Annotated in this window: 24 protein-coding genes and 1 tRNA gene; 5 read left to right on the forward strand and 20 right to left on the reverse strand. The window is 67.8% G+C overall.

Annotation, left to right across the window (positions count from 1 at the left end; translation table 11 throughout):
• Positions 1 to 208: 208 nt before the first annotated feature.
• Positions 209 to 2932 (forward strand): aconitate hydratase AcnA, encoded by a 2724-nt coding sequence (gene acnA / locus ACYVL2_RS17450; protein WP_460545718.1) that lies wholly within the window; start codon positions 209 to 211, stop codon positions 2930 to 2932.
• A gap of 111 nt (positions 2933 to 3043) precedes the next feature.
• The gene (locus ACYVL2_RS17455; RefSeq protein ID WP_460545670.1) at positions 3044 to 4096 is read left to right on the forward strand and encodes an NAD(P)-binding domain-containing protein; all 1053 of its coding nucleotides are present in this window, start codon (positions 3044 to 3046) and stop codon (positions 4094 to 4096) included.
• Here the strand turns inward: ACYVL2_RS17455 and ACYVL2_RS17460 are convergent.
• The 6 genes from ACYVL2_RS17460 to ACYVL2_RS17485 all read right to left on the reverse strand — a co-directional run bounded on the left by ACYVL2_RS17460 (position 4089) and on the right by ACYVL2_RS17485 (position 10464).
• Entirely contained in the window at positions 4089 to 4925 is an 837-nt protein-coding gene (locus tag ACYVL2_RS17460) for an endonuclease/exonuclease/phosphatase family protein (RefSeq protein ID WP_460545672.1), read from the reverse strand. The genes ACYVL2_RS17455 and ACYVL2_RS17460 overlap by 8 nt on opposite strands.
• Positions 4926 to 5002: 77 nt before the next feature.
• Positions 5003 to 5917, reverse strand: a complete 915-nt coding sequence (locus ACYVL2_RS17465) for an endonuclease/exonuclease/phosphatase family protein (RefSeq protein ID WP_460545674.1) — start codon at positions 5915 to 5917, stop codon at positions 5003 to 5005.
• Between the two features lie 157 nt (positions 5918 to 6074).
• Complete coding sequence (locus ACYVL2_RS17470; RefSeq protein ID WP_460545676.1) at positions 6075 to 7493, reverse strand: FAD-dependent monooxygenase family protein; 1419 nt, start codon at positions 7491 to 7493, stop codon at positions 6075 to 6077.
• Between the two features lie 223 nt (positions 7494 to 7716).
• Positions 7717 to 8910: a VLRF1 family aeRF1-type release factor gene (locus tag ACYVL2_RS17475; RefSeq protein WP_460545678.1), complete on the reverse strand. Its 1194-nt coding sequence runs from the start codon at positions 8908 to 8910 to the stop codon at positions 7717 to 7719.
• A gap of 57 nt (positions 8911 to 8967) precedes the next feature.
• Positions 8968 to 9669 (reverse strand): DsbA family oxidoreductase, encoded by a 702-nt coding sequence (locus tag ACYVL2_RS17480; protein ID WP_460545720.1) that lies wholly within the window; start codon positions 9667 to 9669, stop codon positions 8968 to 8970.
• Positions 9670 to 9720: 51 nt separating this feature from the next.
• Complete coding sequence (locus tag ACYVL2_RS17485) at positions 9721 to 10464, reverse strand: class I SAM-dependent methyltransferase (RefSeq protein ID WP_460545680.1); 744 nt, start codon at positions 10462 to 10464, stop codon at positions 9721 to 9723.
• A 104-nt stretch (positions 10465 to 10568) separates the two neighbouring features.
• On the opposite strand from ACYVL2_RS17485, the gene ACYVL2_RS17490 reads away from it, so the two are divergent.
• Positions 10569 to 10643 (forward strand) — tRNA-Val (locus tag ACYVL2_RS17490).
• A 68-nt stretch (positions 10644 to 10711) separates the two neighbouring features.
• Here the strand turns inward: ACYVL2_RS17490 and ACYVL2_RS17495 are convergent.
• The 14 genes from ACYVL2_RS17495 to ACYVL2_RS17560 form a co-directional block, all read right to left on the reverse strand.
• A complete protein-coding gene (locus ACYVL2_RS17495) occupies positions 10712 to 11935 on the reverse strand; it encodes a site-specific integrase (RefSeq protein WP_460545682.1) in 1224 nt (407 codons plus the stop codon).
• Position 11936: 1 nt separating this feature from the next.
• A complete protein-coding gene (locus ACYVL2_RS17500) occupies positions 11937 to 12119 on the reverse strand; it encodes a helix-turn-helix domain-containing protein (protein WP_460545684.1) in 183 nt (60 codons plus the stop codon).
• On the reverse strand, positions 12116 to 12415 hold the full coding sequence (locus tag ACYVL2_RS17505; RefSeq protein ID WP_460545686.1) for a hypothetical protein: 300 nt from the start codon (positions 12413 to 12415) through the stop codon (positions 12116 to 12118). The genes ACYVL2_RS17500 and ACYVL2_RS17505 overlap by 4 nt, the downstream gene beginning before the upstream one ends.
• Before the next feature lie 4 nt (positions 12416 to 12419).
• Positions 12420 to 13760 (reverse strand): replication initiator, encoded by a 1341-nt coding sequence (locus tag ACYVL2_RS17510; protein ID WP_460545688.1) that lies wholly within the window; start codon positions 13758 to 13760, stop codon positions 12420 to 12422.
• Between the two features lie 100 nt (positions 13761 to 13860).
• On the reverse strand, positions 13861 to 14193 hold the full coding sequence (locus ACYVL2_RS17515) for a hypothetical protein (protein WP_460545690.1): 333 nt from the start codon (positions 14191 to 14193) through the stop codon (positions 13861 to 13863).
• 87 nt (positions 14194 to 14280) lie between these two features.
• On the reverse strand, positions 14281 to 15177 hold the full coding sequence (locus tag ACYVL2_RS17520) for a hypothetical protein (protein ID WP_460545691.1): 897 nt from the start codon (positions 15175 to 15177) through the stop codon (positions 14281 to 14283).
• A 30-nt stretch (positions 15178 to 15207) separates the two neighbouring features.
• On the reverse strand, positions 15208 to 16602 hold the full coding sequence (locus ACYVL2_RS17525) for an FtsK/SpoIIIE domain-containing protein (RefSeq protein WP_460545693.1): 1395 nt from the start codon (positions 16600 to 16602) through the stop codon (positions 15208 to 15210).
• Between the two features lie 125 nt (positions 16603 to 16727).
• Positions 16728 to 16916 carry a hypothetical protein gene (locus ACYVL2_RS17530; RefSeq protein WP_460545695.1) on the reverse strand — a complete coding sequence of 63 codons (189 nt, stop codon included), beginning with the start codon at positions 16914 to 16916 and terminating at the stop codon, positions 16728 to 16730.
• A gap of 32 nt (positions 16917 to 16948) precedes the next feature.
• Positions 16949 to 17233, reverse strand: coding sequence for a hypothetical protein (locus ACYVL2_RS17535; protein WP_460545698.1), 285 nt, complete (start codon positions 17231 to 17233; stop codon positions 16949 to 16951).
• Positions 17234 to 17481: 248 nt separating this feature from the next.
• Complete coding sequence (locus ACYVL2_RS17540; RefSeq protein ID WP_460545700.1) at positions 17482 to 17901, reverse strand: hypothetical protein; 420 nt, start codon at positions 17899 to 17901, stop codon at positions 17482 to 17484.
• Positions 17902 to 17918: 17 nt separating this feature from the next.
• A complete protein-coding gene (locus tag ACYVL2_RS17545; protein WP_460545701.1) occupies positions 17919 to 18275 on the reverse strand; it encodes a hypothetical protein in 357 nt (118 codons plus the stop codon).
• On the reverse strand, positions 18275 to 18589 hold the full coding sequence (locus ACYVL2_RS17550; protein ID WP_460545703.1) for a hypothetical protein: 315 nt from the start codon (positions 18587 to 18589) through the stop codon (positions 18275 to 18277). The genes ACYVL2_RS17545 and ACYVL2_RS17550 overlap by 1 nt, the downstream gene beginning before the upstream one ends.
• A gap of 219 nt (positions 18590 to 18808) precedes the next feature.
• Complete coding sequence (locus ACYVL2_RS17555) at positions 18809 to 19150, reverse strand: hypothetical protein (protein WP_460545705.1); 342 nt, start codon at positions 19148 to 19150, stop codon at positions 18809 to 18811.
• 315 nt (positions 19151 to 19465) lie between these two features.
• Positions 19466 to 19831: a hypothetical protein gene (locus tag ACYVL2_RS17560; protein ID WP_460545707.1), complete on the reverse strand. Its 366-nt coding sequence runs from the start codon at positions 19829 to 19831 to the stop codon at positions 19466 to 19468.
• A 261-nt stretch (positions 19832 to 20092) separates the two neighbouring features.
• Between ACYVL2_RS17560 and ACYVL2_RS17565 the strand changes: the two genes are divergently transcribed.
• Positions 20093 to 20830 (forward strand): GntR family transcriptional regulator, encoded by a 738-nt coding sequence (locus ACYVL2_RS17565; RefSeq protein ID WP_460545722.1) that lies wholly within the window; start codon positions 20093 to 20095, stop codon positions 20828 to 20830.
• Positions 20831 to 21724 (forward strand): DMT family transporter, encoded by an 894-nt coding sequence (locus ACYVL2_RS17570; RefSeq protein WP_460545709.1) that lies wholly within the window; start codon positions 20831 to 20833, stop codon positions 21722 to 21724.
• Positions 21725 to 21759: the final 35 nt, after the last annotated feature.

Below are 21759 nucleotides of genomic sequence, written 5' to 3' on the forward strand. Positions count from 1 at the left end.
TTCCCGACACCGCGCAGCGAAGTGGTACTCTGGTCTCCATTAAACAAGACGGACGTACTGTTTACTTCTCAGTCGCCGCGGTGCCGACGAACCGCGAGCCGGCCGGACGATGTGCCGCCGCTCCCCACCCGGCCGACCTTCAGCGTCGGCACGCGACATTGCGGCAGACTGAGACCGACAACTCAGACCAGAATCAGGAGCTCTCATGGTGAGTACGGACTCCTTCGGCGCCCGCAAGGCCCTGCGGGTCGGCGATGACGAATACGACATCTTCCGCATCGACACGGTCGAGGGGCACGACCGCCTGCCCTACAGCCTCAAGGTCCTGCTGGAGAACCTGCTGCGCAACGAGGACGGCGCGAACATCACCGCCGACCACATCCGCGCGCTCGGCTCCTGGGACCCGGCCGCCAAGCCCAGCACCGAGATCCAGTTCACGCCCGCCCGCGTGATCATGCAGGACTTCACCGGAGTGCCGTGCGTGGTCGACCTCGCCACCATGCGCGAGGCCGTCCGCGACCTCGGCGGCGACCCGAGCCAGATCAACCCGCTCGCGCCCGCCGAGATGGTCATCGACCACTCGGTCATCGTCGACTTCTTCGGCCACCCCGACTCCTTCAAGCGCAACGTCGAACGCGAATACGAGCGCAACCGCGAGCGCTACCAGTTCCTGCGCTGGGGCCAGACCGCCTTCGACGAGTTCAAGGTCGTCCCGCCCGGCACCGGCATCGTCCACCAGGTCAACATCGAGCATCTGGCGCGCGTGGTCATGGTCCGCGACGGCAAGGCCTACCCCGACACCTGTGTCGGCACCGACTCCCACACCACCATGGAGAACGGCATCGGCGTGCTCGGCTGGGGCGTCGGCGGCATCGAGGCCGAGGCGGCCATGCTCGGCCAGCCGATCTCGATGCTCATCCCGCGCGTCCTCGGATTCAAGCTCACCGGCGACCTCCCCGCGGGCGCCACCGCCACCGACCTGGTCCTCACCATCACCGAAATCCTCCGCGAGCACGGCGTGGTCGGCAAGTTCGTCGAGTTCTACGGCGACGGCGTCGCCAGCGTGCCGGTCGCCGACCGCGCCACGCTCGGCAACATGAGCCCCGAGTTCGGCTCCACCTGCGCGATCTTCCCGATCGACGAGCGCACCGTCGAGTACCTGCGCCTCACCGGCCGCAGCGACGAGCAGATCGAACTGGTCGAGGCCTACGCCAAGGCCCAGGGCCTGTGGCACGACCCGAACCGCGAGGCCGCCTACTCCGAGTACCTCGAACTCGACCTCTCGACCGTGGTGCCCTCCATCGCCGGCCCCAAGCGCCCGCAGGACCGCATCGCGCTCGACGCGGCCGACCACCAGTGGCGGCGCGACGTGGCCAACTACGTCACCACGGACGAGGGCAGCGTCGAGTCCTTCCCCGCCTCCGACTCGCCCGCGGTCACGCCCAACGGCGACCGCCCGCACAACCCGCAGACGGTCAAGACCGAGGAGGGCGTGTTCGAGATCGACCACGGCGACGTCGTCATCGCCGCGATCACCTCCTGCACCAACACCTCCAACCCGTACGTCATGGTCGGCGCCGGGATGCTGGCCAAGAACGCCGTCGAGGCCGGGCTCCAGGTCAAGCCCTGGGTCAAGACCTCCCTGGCGCCGGGCTCGCAGGTCGTCACCGGCTACCTGCAGCGCGCCGGACTCTCGTCCTACCTGGACAAGCTCGGGTTCAACCTCGTCGGCTACGGCTGCACCACCTGCATCGGCAACTCCGGCCCGCTGCCGGAGGACATCTCCCGCGCCGTGCACACCGGCGACCTGGCCGTCACCTCCGTCCTGTCGGGCAACCGGAACTTCGAGGGCCGCATCAACCCCGACGTCAAGATGAACTACCTCGCCAGCCCGCCGCTGGTGGTCGCGTACGCGCTGGCGGGTTCGATGGACGTGAACCTCGCCAACGACCCGATCGGCAAGGGCTCCGACGGCCAGGACGTGTACCTGCGCGACATCTGGCCGACGACCGACGACATCCGCGAGGTCGTCGACGGCAACATCGGCCGCGACATGTTCCTGAACGAGTACGCCTCGGTCTTCGACGGTGACGAGACCTGGCGGAGCCTGCCGATCCCGACCGGGAAGACCTTCGAGTGGGACGACGCCTCGACCTACGTCCGCAAGGCGCCCTACTTCGACGGGATGCCGGCGACCCCGCCCCCGGTCGAGGACGTCGAGGGCGCCCGCGTGCTCGCCAAGCTCGCCGACTCGGTCACGACCGACCACATCTCGCCGGCCGGGGCGATCAAGGCCGACTCGCCCGCCGGCGAGTACCTGAAGTCCAAGGGCGTCGAGCCCAAGGACTTCAACTCCTACGGCTCGCGCCGCGGCAACCACGAGGTGATGGTGCGCGGCACCTTCGCCAACATCCGCTTGCGCAACCAGCTCGCCCCCGGCACCGAGGGCGGCTGGACCCGCGACTTCACGCAGGACGACGGACCGGTGTCGACCATCTACGACGCCGCCCAGAACTACGCCGCGGCCGGAACGCCCCTGGTGGTGCTGGCCGGCAAGGAGTACGGCACCGGCTCCAGCCGCGACTGGGCCGCCAAGGGCACGCGACTGCTCGGCGTCAAGGCCGTCATCGCCGAGTCCTACGAGCGCATCCACCGTTCGAACCTGATCGGCATGGGCGTGCTGCCGCTGCAGTTCCCCGAAGGCGAGTCGCACCAGAGCCTGGGCCTGTCGGGAGAGGAGACCGTCTCGATCACCGGCATGACCGCGATCAACGACGGCATCCCCGAGACGGTGACGGTCAAGGCCGTCGCCGCCGACGGCACCGAGAAGACCTTCGAGGCCCAGGTCCGCCTGGACACCCCGGGCGAGGCCGCCTACTACCGCAACGGCGGCATCCTGCAGTACGTGCTGCGGGGCCTCCTGGCGGAGTAGCCGACGACGAGCGAGCGGGGCGGGTCCGGTCTCGGACCCGCCCCGCTCGCCGTCTCGGTGAACGGGCTCACCTCGCGGAATCGCGCCGCCGCCGCGGCGGTTGAACCGGACATGGTGCACGAAGTCGAGGTGGTCGTCGTCGGGGCCGGTCAGGCCGGGCTCTCGGCCGCCCGCTTCCTGCGCCGCCACTTCGAACCGGAGACCGGGTTCGTCGTGCTCGACCACTCCCCCGGCCCGGGCGGCGCCTGGCAGCACCGGTGGCCGACGCTGACGTTCGCGACCGTCAACCGCGTCTACCGGCTCCCGGGGATGCCGGTGCCCGAGCCGGATCCCTCCACGCCGGTGGCCGAGGTCATCCCGGACTACTTCGCCGACTACGAGCGGGCCTTCGACCTGCGCGTCCAGCGGCCGGTGTCGGTCCAATCGGTCCGCTCGCTGCCGGACAAGCGCCTGGAGGTCGACACCGACCGCGGCACCTGGCTCGCCCGGGCGCTGATCAACGCCACCGGGACGTGGGACCGGCCGTTCTGGCCCCGCTACCCGGGCCAGGAGTCGTTCGCCGGCAGGCAGCTCCACACCGCGCAGTACCGCGGCCCGTGGGAGTTCGAGGACCGGCGGGTGGCGGTCGTCGGCGGCGGCATCTCCGGCGTTCAGCACCTCATGGAGATCCACCCGTCCGCCGCCGAGACCCACTGGGTCACCCGGCGGGCGCCCCAATGGCGCGAGGGCGACTTCGACCCCGAGTACGGCCGCGAGGTCGTGGCGAAGGTGGAGGAGCGGGTGCGGCGGGGTCTGCGGCCCGCCAGCGTCATCAGCGCCACGGGCCTGCCGCTCACCGACGAGATCCGCGCCGCCCGCGAGGACGGTGTTCTCGACCGGCTGCCGATCTTCGATCGCATCGAGCCCGGCGGCCTGGCCTGGGACGACGGGAGGTTCGTCGAGGTCGACACGATCCTGTGGGCCACCGGCTTCCGCGCCGCGCTCGACCACCTGGCGCCGCTGAAGCTGCGCGGACCGCGCGGCGGCATCGCGATGGACGGCACCCGCGTGGCCGCCGATCCGCGCGTCCACCTCGTCGGATACGGCCCTTCGGCCAGCACCATCGGCGCGAACCGGGCCGGGCGCGCGGCCGTGCGCGAGATCCGAGAGCTGCTGGCTACGTGAGGCTGACCAGGGCCTGGACCGGCCAGTGGTCCGAAGGCGTCACGCCGTCCTCGGTGTAGGCGTTGACGGCGGCCCGGTGGACCTCGAAGCCGGGCCGCGCCAGGATCCAGTCGATGCGCGGCCCGTCCGCCACCGGCTCGGGGCGCCAGTGGTTGAAGGTGCCCCACTCGGGCGTCGCCCGCTCGGCGGCCGCCTTCCAGGTGTCGACCAGGCCGGCCCGCGTGAGCATCCGGTAGGCCCTCGAGCCGGTGTCGCAGTTGAAGTCGCCGGCCACGATCGCCGGCGCTTCGAACCGGCCGACCACCTTCAGATTGATCCCCGCGCCTTTGCGCCGGGCCCGCTCCGAGCGGTGGTCCAGGTGGTTGTCGACCACATGGAAGTCCCGGCCGGTCTCCAGGTCCGCGAAGCGGACCCAGGTGAGCATGCGGACCGCGCGGCTGCGCCAGCTGCGCGAGCCGATCAGGTACGGGCGCCGGGAGAGCCACAGGTGGTCGTATTCGAGCGGCGCCAAGCGCGAAGCGTCCCAGAAGATCGCGGTGGCCTCGCCTCGGGACCCGCCTTCGCGTCCGAGGTGGACCCAGTCGTAGCCGTCGAGGTCGGCCCTGAGCTCGAGCAGCTGGCGGTAGCGGCCCTCCTGGGTGCACAGCACGGTCGGGCGCTCGCGTTCGAGCATGGCGGCGACGAGCGGCCGTCGCCGGGCCCACGAGTGCGGCGCCGTGCCGTTGGCCGTGCGGAGGTTGTAGCTCATGACGTGGAGATGCGGCGCGCGCGCCCGGCCGATGAGCGGCGATAGGCCGTCGGACCCGTGCCGACCTTCCGTGGCGACCATGAGGGCGACGATATCGGGCCTGGCGACTCACGTCCGGCGAAAGCGGGGCGACCGAGCTCCGGCCGCCCCGGTCGGGCTCACGGGAGCGACACCAGTGCCTGGGCCGGCCAGTGGTCGGACGGGTTCAGGCCGTTCTTGGAGTAGGTGTTGACTCCGGCCTGATGGCACACGATGTCGGGCGTGGTCATGATCCAGTCGATGCGGTTGGCCTCGGTGCTCGGCTCGGGGTTCCAGCCGTTCCAGGTCCCGTACTCGGGCGTGACCTGCTCCTTGGCCTCGTAGTAGGTGTCGACCAGGCCGCCGTCGACGAGGATCCGCCGCGTCGGGGTGTCGGGGGCGTTGTTGAAGTCGCCGGCGACGACCACTGGGGAGGACCACTCGGCGATGAGGTCGACGTTCATCTGGGAGCCCTTGTGGCGGGCCTCGTCGGACTGGTGGTCGAAGTGGTTGTTGACGGCGTAGAAGTCCTTGCCGGTCCTGCGGTCGAGGAAGCGGACCCAGGTGAGCATCCGAACGACGTTGTTGCCCCAGTCCTTGGAGCCGATGAGGCGCGGGGTGTCCGAGAGCCACAGGTGGTCGTATTCGAGGACCCGGAGCCGTCCGGTGTCCCAGAAGACGGCGGTGGCCTCGCTCCGGCTGCCGCCGAGGCGTCCGAGGTGGACCCAGTCGTAGCCGCGGAGGTCTTCGAGGACGTCCTGCAGCTGGCCGTAGAGGCCCTCCTGCGAGAACAGCACCGTCGGCTTCTCTCGCTTGAGGACGGTGCGAACGAGCGGTCGGCGCTCGTCCCAGGTGCGCGGCGAAGGGTTGCCGCCTTCGTAGCGGAGGTTGAAGGTGAGCAGGTGCAGTCGGTCGCCCGACGGCGGGCCGATGAGCGGCGCCTCGCCCGGCTCCTGGGCCGCGGCGGTCTCGGCGAGTGCCGCGTCGGCGACCGCGGTGGCGCCCAAGGCGAGTCCCGCTCCGAGGACATTGCGTCGACTGAGGACTTTTGACATCGAATCTCCTGATCTCAGGAGGAACAGGGTACACAGCGATTTCACGGCAAAAGGGATGCCGGTACAACCCTCTTGCCGTGAACGTCGCGCGAACACCCGTTGTCGCGCAATGCGACTAAGCGATGCCTGTTCGGATTGCCGTCATCGCCGGCCCTGTTCAGGAGTGACCGGCGTGTCGGTGGAGATAGGAGGCGATGAGGTCGGGATCGTCCTCGCCCGCCCAGCCGATGTAGCCGTCGGGCCGGACCACGCGGGTGAGGCCGTCGGGTTCGGCCGATGCGGCGTCGGCGATCGGGCCTCGCTGGAACGGCTCGGCGCTGTCGAGGACGACGAACCGGCCGCCGCGGAGCCGCTCGTAGAGCCGGGAGCCGTCGGTCAGGGCGACGTCGGCGGCGCGGCGTCCGACCTCGTCGTGCTCGTCGTGCTCGTGTCGGTAGTGGATGCCGATGCCGCTGATCTGCCCCATCGCCTTGCGGGCGAGCGGCTTGACGTGGAGGACCGCTCCGGCCGCCATGCTCCCGACGGCGGCCTTGAGGCGCGAGCGGGAGGCCGCGATCCGGATCATGGCGCCGCTGGAGCGCAGCACCGCCTTGCCGACCGGGTGCCGCTCGGCGTCATAGGTGTCCAGCAGCGCCGGATCGGCGCCGCGGAGCACGGCGGCGAGTTTCCAGGAGAGGTTGGCCGCGTCCTGGATGCCGGTGTTCATGCCCTGCCCGCCGGCCGGGGAGTGGCAGTGGGCGGCGTCGCCGGCGAGGAAGACACGTCCGTCCCGATAGGACGGGACCTGCCGCTCGTCGGAGTGGAACCGCGAGATCCACCGGGGGTCGTGCATGCCGAAGTCGGTGCCGAACACCAGCTTCGCGGCCTCGCTGATCTCCTCCAGGTCGATCGGCTCGTGGTCGTCCTTCTGATCGGCGCTGTTCCAGGCGAAGATCCGCCAGTACCCGTCGCCGAAGTCCGCCACGAAGCAGAACGCGCCGTTGACGCCCTGGACGGCGGGACTCTCGGCCGGCGGATCGGCGAGTTCGACGTCGGCGAGCATGAGCGACCGCAGGACCGCCTCGCCGGGGTAGGGCATGCCGATGGCCTCGCGGACGGTGCTGCCGACGCCGTCGGCGCCGACGAGGTAGGCGGCGGCGAAGTCGCCTCGGTCGGTGTGGACGGTGACGGTGCCGTCATCCTGGTCCACTCCGGTGACCTTGTGGTCGTAGAGGATCCTCGCTCCGACCTCGATCGCCCGGCGGCGGAGCACCTCCTCCACGTCGTACTGCGGGGTCATGAGCAGGAACGGGTACCGCGTCTCGAGGTCGGCGAGGTGGAGGCGGACTCGGTTGAACAGCCGGATGCCGGCGAGCTGGGCGCCGCCGTAGTCGAGGAGTTCGTCGGCGAGGCCGCGGGCGTCGAGCATCTCGAGGGTGCGCGCGTGGACGCCGAAGGCGCGGGAGAGGTTGGACAGTTCGGCGTCGCGCTTCTCCAGCGCGACGACGTCGACGCCGGATTCGGCGAGGTCCCCGGCGAGCAGGAGGCCGGTGGGCCCCGCGCCGACGACGATGACTTCCGCTTGCCGGTCAGACATGGCTGTCTCCCTTGGGGTAGTGGTCGATCCCCGTAATTCATCATCTGATGAATTAACGGTAGCACCGTCGCGCGCGCGGCGATAGACCCGGGAGGACGAGAAGGAATGATTCGGGACACGGCGACCCGGAACAGCAGCAAGGGCCGCGGGAGGTGAGAGACCCGCGGCCCTTGTCGGTACTGCCAGACTTAGGTTAGCATAACCTAATTTCAATGATGGGTCGTCACCAGCGCAGGAACCCGCCGACGCCTTCGGCCTTCTCCGGCAGGCGGACATCGTCGCCGAGAATCGACACCGTGGCGTCCGTGGCCAGCGCCATCTCGATCATCTGCTCACCGAGGCGGGCCTCGGCGACCGCCGTGGCCACGTCCGGATCGCTCTGCTCCACGCCGTCGGCCAAGACCGCCCCGGACGGGATGCGCTGCCCGCTCCACACCGAATCGCGCTCCAGGACCAGCCGGTCGACCCGGCCGACCTGCAGCGCCTCGAGCGTCGACGTCGAGCCGAACGACGCCTTCGGCGGCGCTTCGGCGAAGTCCTCGGCGAGCCGCTGATCGCGACGATGCCGCGCCGCAGCGAGCTCGGGCGCCAGGGAGCGCTCGATCTGCGCCGGCGTGGCCTGGCTGAGGACGAGCTGCGACGGCACGACCTCGGTCTTCAGCGAGTTTCTGAGCGACTTCGAGGTCGATTCGACCAGTTCGGGTTCGCCGGTGACGACCAGGAACTCCCAGCCGAAGGTCGTCACGTGGTTCTCCAGAGTGGTGTGCGCGGCGGACAGGAACTTGGCGAGGTGCTCGCCGATGCGGTGGTCGAACAAGTCGGTCTGCGAGGACGACGACTGGCCCTCGCGCTTGCCCCAGGCGCTCTTCTGCGGTGCGGGACCCGCGAACTCGCGCCACTCGGCCGTGTGGAGCTCGAAGGAGAGGCCGGAGATCTCCTCACAGACACCGAAGCGGGTATCGAGGATGCGCATGCCGTGCCCGTCGACGACGGCGATGCCGGAGGGCGAGCCTTCGGCCCAGGCGGCGAACATGGGAGCGATGTGGGAGCGGGGGGCGAGGACGACCCGATCGGTCAGGGGCGTCTGCATCTCGACGGAGAAGCTCTCGCCGTCGCTGAGCGGGATGAACAGGCCCCGGCCGACGCCCGGCGAGCCGGGGCGGACCAGGTGCTCGATCTCGAGCTCCATCTCGTGGAGCCGGTTCTTGAGCAGGCTTTCGACCTCGCCGTCGACCGCGTCGGTCAGGGTGCGGATCCCCTGCTCGAGGCGGTTCCTCCACGGCGGCTGCGAGCCCTGCTGCCGGGGGTCGGCGTTGACGTAGAGCGAGAGCACACCGGTTTCGTCGCGCAGGTTGATCAGACGGAGTTGCGTCTCGCGATCCATCGGCATGGCGGCCTCCTCTGTCGTTGGCGGCATTCGACCCAGGATAAGTCCGGAGCGGGCCTCCCGTGAAGAATTCGGCCGCACGCTCGACTACACGGCGCAGCCGTCCGGTCCGCAGGCCTCGGCGTCGGCGTCGCCTGCGACGTTGAGCAGCTGCGGTCGCCTTTCGCCCCAAGCCTTCTCGAGGACCTCGGCGTGCAGTTCGGTCGCCTGGGCGCCGGAGACGCCGTACTTGCCGTCGACGACGAAGAAAGGGACGCCGCGGATCCCGAGCCCGGCGGCCTCGGCCTCGTCGGCGCGGACGGCGTCGGCGTAGGCATCGGGGTCGTCGAGGACGGCGACGACCTCGTCGCGGTCGAGCCCGGCGGCGACGGCGACTTCGGTCATCCGGTCGCGATCGAACAGCGAGGCCCGCTCGCCGAAGTTGGCGGTGTAGAACGCCCGCCAGGCCTCGGCCTCGAGGCCGCGATCGGCGGCGAGATGCAGCAGTCGGTGCAGGTCGAAGGTGTTGCCGGTGTCCCTGCCTTCGGCCTGGTACTCGAGCCCCTCGGCCTCGGCCAGAGCGCCGAGGTGGTGCTCGTTCTCCTGGGCCTTCTCGGGGGTGATGCCGAACTTGGCGGCGAGCATGTCGATCACCTTCGAGGTCTCCGACACGGTCGGGTCGAGCTCGTAGGAGCGGTGGCGGACCTCGACGCGGTCGGCGTGGGCGAACTCGGCGAGCGCCTTGTCGAAGCGGGCCTTGCCGACGTAGCACCACGGGCAGGCGACGTCGGACCAAATGTCGATGCGCATCTTCTCAGTCACGCTGACTCCAACGCTCGGGCACGCGAGCGCATTCCGCGCTCACCGCGTGGCGATGAGCCTCCGAACCGGGATCGGCACTTCGCGTCCGATGCGGGCCCACGCCCGCGCCCAACGCAGTGCCGCGCCGAGCCGGCGGCGTGACAGGCCGGGCAGGTACAGCGACCGCACCAGCAGCTCGGCGTCCTCGGCGTTCCGGAGCCGGAACACGAACCGCCTTCGCTCGTCGCCGACGAGCGTCAACCCGGCCGCGCCGACCAGATCGGATGGCGCTCGCAGGGCCGCGTCGTTCGGATAGGTCACCGACCGTCCGATCGCCGCGAACAGTCCCGCCGCGAAGCACCGGTCCCTGACCCGCAGCGGCCCGGCCGCGGGCACCGTCGCGACCAGCCGCCCGCCCGGCCGCAGGACGCGGGCGACCTCGGCCAGCATCCAATCCAGCCCGTCGACAACCTGCATCGCCATCGAGCACACCACGGTCCCCACCGAGCCCTCGCCCGCCGGGAGGTCGGTGACCGACGCGAGCACGACCGGAGTCCCGCGCTTGCGGGCGAGCCTCAACTCCCCCGCCGAGTTGTCCACACCGAGGTACCCCAGATCGCCGAGCAGCGGGTACAGCGGCGCGCTGCCGCAGGCGGCGTCCACCACCGGCCCGCCGGAGACGGCGCCCGCCAGCCACTCGTAAGGATGCTGCCCGCCGTCGAACGACCGTGCGAGCACCCGCTCGGTGATCCCGGCCCGCTCCTCGTGGAAGCGACCGAGATAACCGGCCCATTCACCCACCATCCCGCCAGGCTACGACCCCTGCCCCCGCAAAGACCCTGGACTCGCGCCCAAGGCGGAGTTCAGGTACCCTTTGTGTCGCTCGGCGCGCCTACGAGCGCGCCCAAGGGTGCTTAGCTCAGCGGTAGAGCGCTGCCCTTACAAGGCAGATGTCACTGGTTCGAACCCAGTAGCGCCCACCACGCAATCAGCCCCCGACGCGGGCAGCATCGGGGGCTGAAAAGAGCCGAATCCAGAGCCAAAGGCCGTCTCAGGCCTCATCAAAGAAGTCCTTGCCGAAGACCTCATCGAGCAGTTCGGCGCCTTTGGTGATGACCGGCCGGAGCTGCTTCCGATAGACCGTCCGCGTGGTCGTCGTATTTCGGTGACCGACCAGATCGGCGATCAGCTCATCGCGAGCGCCCTGGTCGGACATCCAGGAGACGAAGGTGTGCCGGAGTTCCCGCGGAGCCCACTCGCCCGCGACGCCCGCTTCCTCCACGACCGCCTTGAAGAACCGCCGGACGTTGCGCGCCTCCTTCACCGTGTCGCGCCGAGTCCCGAAGACGTAGACGAGATCCTCCCACTTGTGATGGTTCCGCTTCCGGTCCTCGATCAGCTTGGCGCGGTACTCGGACAAGATCCGGACGACGTAGGCCGGCAAGGCCACCGTCCGGCGGCTCTTCTCAGTCTTGGTGTCGCCGCTGACGCGGACCGAGCGCCACACCTCGACATGAGCCGGAAGCGTCTCACGATGCACCCGCCCGCACGAGCACCGTTCGCCCTTGACGGGGTTGAGGTGGGTATGTTCCCACTTCAGCGGCCGTGCCTCCTCAGTTCGGACGCCGGTGAACATCGACAACGCAACGTAGGCGTGAATCCAGGTCTCGCGGCTCTTGCGGCACTGCCGAACGATAGCCTTTCCCTCATCCAGGCTGAGCGCCTTGCTCGGCCGGCCCTTGGTGCCCTTTGGCGCGTCGACCAGCTCGGCGACGTTCCGAGCTACCTTGTTTCGCCGCTGTGCGAGCCGGATGATCCGTCGGATGGTGCCGAGCAGGCGACGGATCGTGCTGGTCGCGTGGGTCTTGGTGAACCCGGCGAGGAAGTCGTCAATGTCGTCGGCGGTCAGCCGCTTCAGCTTCGCCTTGCCCAGGCCTGGGATGATGTGATTCTCGATGTCGCTGCGAAGCCGGTCCACCGTCTCGCCACCCTGAACCGGCAGGCCCCGCGCGAGGAAGTCGCGGCAGGCATCCTCAACGGTGTACTTGTCCCCCAGCTCAATGCCGTTGTCGTAATCGTCCTTTAGCTCCTTGAGCTTGGCGCGGACCTCTTTCATGGTCTTACCGCGGACACTCGGACGGTTTCGCGAGCCGTCCGGTTTCAGGCCCAGCGAGATCGAACCGACGTAGTACTGATTCGCTTCGTCCCAGTAGATCGAGCCGTCTCCGCGCCGAGCCTGTTTGCGCGGCTTCTTCTGACTGGGCTTCTCACTCACGTCAGGTCACCGCCCCTCCGCAGTCCTCGAACCACCGCCGAACATGATCCGGGTGGTAGCGAAGATGCCGCCCAAGCTTCGCAGCGCGCGGACCAGTCTTGTTCTTCCTCCAGTAGCGAAGCGTCTCGACAGGGACGCTGAGGAATTCGGCGGTCTCTTCGATGCTCCAGAGCCGTTCGCTCATCGCTCGGTCTCCTTGGTGACGGCTGGGCAGCCGGGGCGGTTGGTGGCGATGCCGCCGAAGGTGTCGAGGTCGAGCCATTTCGCGGTGAAGATGCACCCGAAGGGGCAGCCGGTGACCTCGCAGTCGAGGACGGCGCGGTCGTGGCCGTTGTCGCGGTAGGTGGCGCCGCAGTCGGTGGCTTCCAGGGCGGCTTCGACCGAGGGGTAGACCTCGATGTCGAACAGCCGGTCCCAGTGGGCCTCGATGCGTTCACGAAGCTGGTCATCGGCGACGACCAGCGGGTACTTCACTCCCATCGGTTCATTCCTTCCTAGAGTCCTTTTTGGTGAGCTTCTGTTGGAGCATGGTTTCGGCGATCGCGGCGGCGAGTTCGCGTTCGGCGTCGGAGCCGTGGCCGAAGGCGACCGCTTCCCAGTCGTTGACGACGATCACGTCGTCTTCTGAGACCTCGAGTTCGGCGAGGGCTTCGGCGAGGCGGTAGCGGGCGCGGATCGCTCGCAGCTCGGTGAGCGTGGTTGACCAGAGCCGGGATTTGGTGAGGAAGTGGCCGCGGAAGCCGAGCATGTGCGCCCAGCGGCGTAGCCCGAGTCCGGCGTAGGCGTCGAGGCCGCCGAGGTGCCAGGCGGTGCGCATCATGGCCTTGTGGTGCGCCGAGACCGGGAGCGCGTCGATCTCCTCGGCGGAGCGGATGCGCCGGTCCGAGCCGTCGTGAGCGCCGGTCGATTTGGTGGCGTACTTGGCGACGTAGGAGGCGAGCCGGGACGACTGGATCTCAGACGACTCGTTGCCGACCGCTTCGGTGGTGATGTCGCGCAGGTCCAGCTGCGCCCCGAACTCCAGCTCGAGCACCGAGCCGTCCGGGCGGTGTGAGATGACGGTGACCGAAGCCGCCGCGGAACGGACCGCATCGGCCAGGACCTCTTTCGTCGCCCATACCGGGGGTGAGTCGGCGGGGCCTTCGGGGCCGTCGAGGCGGATCGCGGCGTGGAAGTGGACCATGCCGCGCCGCTGGTATTCGGCGACCTTGGAATATGACAGCCGCACCGCTTTGGCGAGTTCGGCGACTTTGAGACCGCCGATGCGTGCCAGTTCGCGGCGCAGCGCAATGGTGAAGCGGTGCCAGAGTTGGCCGGCGTGGGCTTGCCAGAGCACGGCCGCCTCGAAGTCGTAGGTGTCGAGGTCGATTGCCTGCCCGAGGCGGGTGTCGTGTTCGGAGTGCCATTCGCCGCACGCGCACGGGCGCCGGAGCTTCCCGTTCGGTCCGAGGATGCGGGAGTGGACGGGGCCGAAGCTGGGCGGTGTGAGGGTGACGAACCAGCGGGGCCGGTCGGCTACGGCCGCGTCGATGCCTTTGGATTTGTCGCCGTCGAGTCCGGCGCGGATGAGGTGGAAGGCGTCGTCGGCGTACCAGGCCGCACAGGAGGGGCACAGCTTCTCCCGGCGGGTCCCGCACGGCACCCAGACCGAGCCGGAGGTGGCCTTGAGGATCTCGCCGGTGCCTTTGCGGGTGATCGAGGAGGCGCCGCGCAGTTTGATCGGCGCGGCGCAGCCGTGGACGGATTTGACCTTGGTGCGCCAGGTCGCGAAGCCTGGCTTGGAGGCGAACGCGCTAATCGCGTCGTCGATCGTGTCGCTTGGCATGAGACACCTTCCTTTCTTGGAGTTGCGAGGACGGCAACGCCCGGACCAGCGATGAAGGCCGGTCCGGGCGTCGGGACAGTTCAGGACGTATGCGGTTGAGTCAGGTCGGACGGGTCCGGTTGGCTTCGGTGTCGGGGTTGGGGTCCTCGCCGATGCATCGTTCGAGGTGCGCGATCACGGCGGCGGCGAGGTCGTCGGAGCGCAGCTCGTGGTTGTCGGTGGTGTATTCGGTGTAGGCGAATTCGGTGAGGCGGCCTTTGTAGGTGACGCGCATGGCGTCGCGGCCGTTGTTGCCCTCGATCCAGACATCGGGCGGCCAGGGGTCCTCCAGGCCACCGGTAACGGTGTTCCAGTCGATGCGACCGGCGGTGGCGTCTTCGACCTTGCCCATGAAGGCGAAGGCGTTCAGTCCGGTCATGAATCCATACAGCATGGTTTGATTCCCTTTCGGGGAGAAGTGCTCAGGTAGGAAGCCGGGCAGAAGCGGTGTGGTCTGCTCCTGCCCGGCGAGATGGTGTGGTTAGGCCGTGGCGTGTGCGGCGGCGAAGTAGCGGGCGGTCTGTTCGGCCATCGGCGCGGGGAGTTTGATCACGGCCTGCACGTCGGCGGCGGTGATCTTCTGCCCTGCGTCGGCCAGGTCGGCGGCCTTGGCTTCCACGGCCGCGAGCATCGGCGCGGGGAGCTTGGGGCGCGGCAGGTGCGCCGGAGGCGTCACTTCGGCCGGCATAGCCGCGACGGGCGGGAGCGTCGGCGAGATCGGCGCCGGAGCCGAGCCGTGTGCTTCGAGTTCGGCCTGGAGATCGGCGACCGTCGCCGGGACCGAAGCCGCGGATTCCTGCTCGGCAGCCTGCGCCGCGACTGCTTTGGCGATCTCGGCAAGGAGTTTCGCTCGGGCCTGCCCGAACCGGTCTTGGACGACCGGCATGACCTCGGCGAGGCAGAACACCAGGGCCGGGAAGGCGACGTGTAGCACGATCTCGACGGTGGACTTGCCCAGCGACGAGAGGACGTTCATGATCAGCGTCGAGCCCAGCAGCATCCACTTGGTGAAAGACACCCACCGCGATTCGATCCGGATACCGCGGATCAGCATGGCCGCTTCCCACCGGAGCACGGTGATCAACATCCCGGCCAAGGCCGGTTCGACAGCCCACGCGCCCCACCACATCGGATCCGTGATCGCCAACCCCGCGGCAATGAAGTCATGGACGCCGACGGTGGTGTAACCGAGCCCGACCGCCAGGAAGAACCACAGGCTCCCGGTGATCGAGACTCGCAACCGATCCAGCTCGACCACCTTCAGGTATGGGTCGTCGGCGATCGCGTGGACCTGGCGCGCTTCGCCGAGCTTCTTGCGGAGCTTGGCGACCTTCTTCGCCTCGCCGGTTTCCTCGGTGTCTTTTGTCTTGTCGGCCATCGTGTGTCCCTCCTTTCAGGGTCAGGCCGGTCAGGCGACGAGGCGCAGGTGCGGCTGCTCGGCGTCGGGTTCGGTGTTGACGAAGTCGACCAGTTCACGGATGTCGGCGTCCGAGGAGTAGGCGGCGCGGACGCGGACCGGGGTGCGCGTGTATTGGGCGACCTTGAACCCGATCCCGGCCGTCTCAGGCACCGCGGGGATCTCATCGGCCGTCGCGCCCCTGGCGCGCATCCCGTCGCCCAGGACCATCTCGGGGTGAGCGGCGCTCGTCGCCCGGAGGCAGATCTTGAGTGTGAACAGCTCCCGGCAGGAGACGACATCTTTCGTCGGCTCTTGGACGTAGCCGTGCATCGCGTGCCCGGTAGCGAGCCCTTGGGAGCCGATCAGGTCGAGGCCGGTGCGGATCATGCGCATGTTCGCCCGGTCGTCGGCCTCGCCCGAGCCGTAGGCGAGCATCGCGCCCAGCTCATCGGCGATCAGCAGGTTCAGCGGCGTCTTGGTCGAGGGCGTGAACTTCCGGAGCCCTCGCTCCTGGAGGAGCGCTTGGACGCGTTTCTGGTCGTCCAGGAACTCCCGGACGACCTCGGCGGATTCGCCGACGCCGGAGCCGTAGCGGTAGGCCGCGCGGCGCCCGAGCGCGAGTTCGGTCTGCTTCGGGTCGCACATCCACACCCGCACGATCCGGTCACGGATGGCCGGGGCGAGCGAGCGGAGCATGGCCCAGGTGATCGAGTTCTTCCCCGACCGCGACGCGCCGCTGATCAGGAAGTGGTTGTCCAGGACCGATTCGCGCCACTCGTTGCCGTACTCGTCCAAGCCCAGGTAGATCGAGGTCAAGTCGATCTCGGTAGCGTCCTCGAGCAGGTCCGGGGCCGGGATCGGGTCGGTGAACGGCTCGGTCCGCTGCACGATCAACGCGACGATCTGGGGCTTGACCTTCTCGATCGAGACCCGCTCGGCGTTGAAAGCCACCGCGAGCGTTTCGAGGGCGTCGGTCCACTGCTTGTGTGTCTGGCCCTTGAGGAGCTTCACCCAGACCGTCTCTACGTGCGGGGTGTGCGCCCGGACCTTGACCACGCGCGGGACCAGGAGTTCGCCCGTGCCGGGGTGCTGGCGGGTCAGGCCGCACTCGCGCATGTTCCGCCGCCAACCGATCCCGGTGTAGGAGGCCGACAGCCACCGTCGCCGGACGGTGCGCAGATGCGGGGCGGCGAGCCGGTCGAAGCTCGGCGGGTTCGCCCGAGCCCAGGCGAGGGTTCCCGCGATGCCGGCACCGGCGACAGCGGCGGCCATTTCCGGAGCCGTAGCGGCAGCGAGGCCGACACCGGGAACGCCGGTGGTGATCAGCGGATGGCGGGCGGCCCAGGCGGCGGCCTTCCATTCCAGGCCGACTTTCCGTTTCGAGTTCGTGTGGTTTTCGGGCATGACGAATACCTCCCGTCTTTGCAGACGATTCGTTTGGTGATTAGTGGCGTTGCAGCACTTCGGCGTGCATGACCGCTCCCCAACACCCCCGTGGGTTGGGGAGGATCAAACCGGCCGGACCGGTCCTACTTGTAGTGCTTGATGTCCTCGAGGATCACCGTCAGGTGCGCCGCGTCGCGCGCGGCCGTCTCGTGGGCTCGCTTGAACCCGAAGTCCTTGTCCGGGATGCCCTTCATGGCCTCGCGGACCTGCTTCATCGCGATGTGGATCGCTTCGGTCGCGTCCTCGATCTCGCGGGTCGGCACTGGTGCCATCGCGGTTGTCTCCTTTCGATCGGGCCTGGCGGCTAGAGCTGCCATTCCCAGGACTTGAGTTTGGCTTCGTGCTTGCGCGCCTTGGCGACCAGCGAGTTCAGCGACTCGTACAGGTCCGCCAGGGCCGCCTTGAGCTCTTCGGGTTCGACGTGCAGGATGTTCCGGGCCGCCGCGCCGGAGGGGGCGGCGTTGAGGTACTGCTTGACGACCTTCTCGGTGTCCTCCAGAGCGACGCCGAGCGAGGCGAGCGCGCTCGTGAAGTTCTCGTACTTGCGCAGCGACCGCTCATTGGCCTTGAACCAGTCGATCTTGTCCACGCTCACTCCTTTCATTGATTCGTGTTGGCTTCGTTCTGATAGCCACGCATCCTCACCGGTCCCCCGTCGAGCGGTGAGGCAGCGAAGCCGTCAGGCATTGCTCTCCTAGAAGTTCCAGTAGCGGAAGATCCGCCGGGCCTCGCGGCGCAGCAGCGAGACGTTCAACAGCAGCGATGCGGCCAGGAGCAGCCACACCCACCAGAAGTCACCCATCACCTCCACCTCCTTTCCATCGTTTCCGTTGCCGCTCACATCGAGCGGCCCCACACGAGCTTTCCGATCTCGTCCACTTCGGTCTGATGGACGTAGCCCCAGACGGTGAACCGCTGCCCGAACTTCAGACAATCGGCCTGGACCATCACTTCCCCACCACCGGCCGGTTCGGCCTCCACGGTCCCGTCGCCGATCTCCTCAGCCCACGCGGTGACCGAGGAGCGGACCATCGTGGTGAACTGCCCGCGAGGGCACCCGTAGGTCCAGCGCCACTCCCACGGCAGCGGCAGCCCGCGGCACTCGGTGCCGAAGAAGTCGTTCAACTGGAAGGTCGCGAACGACTCGCCCCGGTCCTTGTTGTTGCGTTCCTTTTTGATCAGACCGGCCAGGCGCGCTTCGGCCATCGCCCACCGGTTCACTTCCCGCTGCTCGGTGCCATAGAGCGTCGAGCCCATGAGCACCACTTCCCTTCTCAGTCCAGGCCCCAACCGGGGTTGAGGCGAAAGAACACCCCCGCGTCCCTCTCATCGGCGACGCAGGAGACGGTGACGGCGTAGCCGCCCAAATCGGTGCGGCAGAACAAGACCACCTCCGGAGGCGGCCCGAACTCGAACTCGGCATCGGCGCCGAAGGCGTCGCACCAGTCGGCGAAGTCACGGACCGCGCCATAACCGGAGAACACCCCGGTCAGCTCGCGCCCAGCGATCCACCGCGGCTGGTTGATGCCGCCAGGGACCCGCCCGGCAAGCACCCGCCGGAACAACCCGTCCACCGCATCGGCGTCACCGCTAGCGGCCACCTGGTGGACCGTGGCGGCCGGGAAGCGCATCAGCAGAACCCGGCCGCTTCGGCCTCCTCTTCGCCGAGGTAGGCGGACACGTGGACCTTGATGCCCTCGACCTCGATCACGGTGAAGACCTTCACGCCCCGATACCGCGTGTCATAATCCAAGTCCTCTTCGATGTCCCCGCCGAACTCCTCGGCGAGGGACCGCAGTTCCCGGAACGTGTCGACCGTGGCCTTGAGTTCGACCTGCCCGAAATAGAACTTCGGTTCATCCAGGCCGACACCTTTGAGGCGCTTGCGCACCCGTGATCGGGCCTCCAGCTCGAACGGGTTCAGATCCCGCAACCAGCCCGCCATCACGCCGCCACCCCGAGCCCGAGATGCTGGCGATGCGAGGCCACACACAACGGCGCGACCAGCGGACTGATGGGCGGCAGCTCCCCGCGTTCGCCGCAGTCCTCGCAGACGGTGACGCACGCCGCGCCCGAGTCCGTCTCGACCTCGCGGACCTCCAGGCGACGACGCCGACCACAGCCCGCGCACTCCGACGCCCGAGGGCAATCCCGCATCCGCACATCACCCATGACCGACCTCCGAGTATTCGGGGAGGCCGAACTGCGCCCGGATCACGACCCGCTCACCGGACAAGCGGCAATGCAAGGCCGCGAACTGCCGGTCACCACGGGCCATGAGCGTCAGGCCGGTACCCAGAGCGGCCGCGATGTCGATCATGTCCAGCACCGACTCGATGCCGTCGCAGTCGGCGACATAGCCGCCACGCTCGTACGAGACCGCCTCCACAGTGATCTCGTCGGGCAGCCGCAAGGCCAACTCGGCACCGATCCGCTCGGCGACCTCCTCGGTACTCAACGGCAGCGCCAAATACTCCGACAGGGTCAGTTGCTTCGAATAATCCATGCACTTTCCTTTCCGGTGACCCGCACATCGACCCTCGATGCGCACAAACCCCCACGGAAGACCAGCTCCTTTCGTTGTGCTCGTGGAGGAATGAACCCATCGACCGCGACACGAAGCGTCTAATGCGGACGGCAGGTCAGCCCGGAAAAAGGCAAGCTCAAACACCCTGTGCAATTCAGGAACAACTCGCCAGCGACCGCGACGCGCAGACCTTCCGATCCGCCCGTGCCGTATCACCAGCACCGCGCCCTAGCCGGACTCAAACCGGCCGTCCCGTCAAACCCCGGGAGCAGGGCCACCCAGCAGCGCCAACTGCTAGCCCCCGACAGGGACGATCGAGCGAGCCTTGAACGAGAGGCCGGACATCGTGATCGCGCCGCCCTCCTTGATCTCGTAGGGGGAGACCGTCGCGCCGGACAGCTCAACGAGGGCGCCTTCCTCGAAGCCGTCGCCAGGGTCGCGCGGCAGCGTCACCTTGATCTCCTCGCCCTTCGAACGCCGGCCGTTCGCGTTCGCCTCCTTGGCCTTCGCGAACAGCACCACCACGAACTGCGGCTCATCGGAGTCATAACCCGTCGCGGGGACGACCTGACCGGTCTCCTTGTCCACGCGAGTCTTCATCTCCGGAGCCTCCGTGACCATCAGCTTGTAACCACCCAGGTCAACCGGCAAGTTCTGCATCGAAACACCTCTTTCCGCTCCGCCCCGAGGCCATCTCCGGACGGGAGGCCAGGTCCTTCTGGGACCCAACCAAGCAAATCTGGCATAGGCCAGTTTGGCTTAAGCCAGTTATATCACACATGTTCTCGGCGGCGCAAGCATCTGGCTCAAGCCAGTTGAGATACGCTAGTTGGCGAGGTGAGATACATGAACGAAGAAGCGCCGCAAGCAGCAGAAACGCACAAGGACGAGATGGGAGAAGACCTGCCTCCTCGCCGGAAAATGGCCAACGAGATGCGAGCTGACATCCTGAGCGGCAAGATGCCGGCGGGGAGCCAGCTGAAGTCTCAACGGGAGTTGGCCGAGATCTACGGCGTCGCACGCAACACCGCAGCCGAAGCCATCAAGATCTTGGAAGCGGAAGGGCTCATTGAGAGCCGCAACCGCGCGCGGCCGAAGGTCCGCGAGAAGCGCCGGCTGCTCCGGCTCGGGGCCGAACGGTACTCCAACCGACTTCGAAACGAAACTGGCCTCTCCCCCTTCCGCGCCGAAGTCGAGAAGCAAGGCAAGACTGCACGAGTCGACTGCACGTCGATTGAGCGCGTATCTCCTCCCCAGGAGATCGCCGAGCGACTTGACCTCTCCACCGACGAAGACACCGTGGTCCGCCGCGAAAACTGGTACTTCGCCGACGACGAGCCCGTGCAGGTCGGCATCACTTACATTCCGTGGGCGATCGCCGATGGGACGGTGCTCGCCACTTCCGCCAACATGGGTAGGGGCAGCTTGTACGGCCGCTTCGAGGACCGCGGTCACCGCATCACGTGGATCCGCGAGGAGATCGGCTCCCGGATGCCGACCCCCGAGGAAACCAAGCGCCTTGCGATCCCGGCCGGCGTCCCCGTTATCGAGGTTATCCACACCGGCATCGACCAGCACGAGCAGCCGTTCGAGGTCACGACGTTCACCATGCGCGCCGACCTCAACAGCCTGGATTACCGCATCCACATTGAGGACTGAATGAGCCCACGCCTCGCAGGAACTGCCCGCGTCGCTGCCCTCGCACTTCTCTGGGGCTCCGGCTTCCTCTGGATCAAGATCGGCCTCGAGGGCTTCACCCCCATCCAAATCACCCTGTTTCGGATGAGTCTCGGGGCCGCGGTCCTGCTCGTGATCCTCCGCCTGAGCGGCCTCAGTTTGCCTCGAGACCGCAAGACCTGGGGACACCTCACCATCGCCGCATTCTTCAGCAATGCCCTCCCCTACTTGCTCTTCGGCATCGGCGAGCAGACCGTCTCCTCAGCGACGGCCGGTGTCATCAACGCAAGCACCCCGCTCTGGACAGTCCTGATCACGGTGCTTGCCTATCGCCACGGAACCTCAGCACGACGAAACGCCTGGAGCCTCATCATCGGCTTCGCAGGCGTTCTACTGATCTTCTCCCCCTGGGACCACACCTCAGAAATCGCAAGCTGGGGAGGCCTCGCTTGCCTCGGCGCCGCAGCCTCCTACGGCGTCAGCTACGTGTACATCGGCAAGTTCCTCGTCAAGAAGGACCTCGGCGTACTCCGCATGGCCACAGGCCAACTCATCAGCGCCACAGCCCTCACCCTCGCGATGATGCCGCTCTTCGGATGGACCGAACCGAGCTGGAAAGCAACCCCAATCCTCGCGATCCTCATCCTCGGCACCCTCGGCACCGGCATCGCCTACATCCTCAACTACCGCATCATCACCGACGACGGACCTACAGCTGCATCGATTATTGTATATCTGCTTCCGGTCGTCGCTGTCATGCTCGGCGTGACCATCCTTGATGAGGCGATTCAAGCACAAGTATTGATTGGAACGTCAGTTGTCCTTGTGGCGGCCAAGCTAAGAACTCCAGATCTCAACTCGGTTTCAGGTCGATAAGAGACCAACGAAGACTGCACCTAATCCTCCTGATT

This window comes from Glycomyces halotolerans (assembly GCF_054779575.1).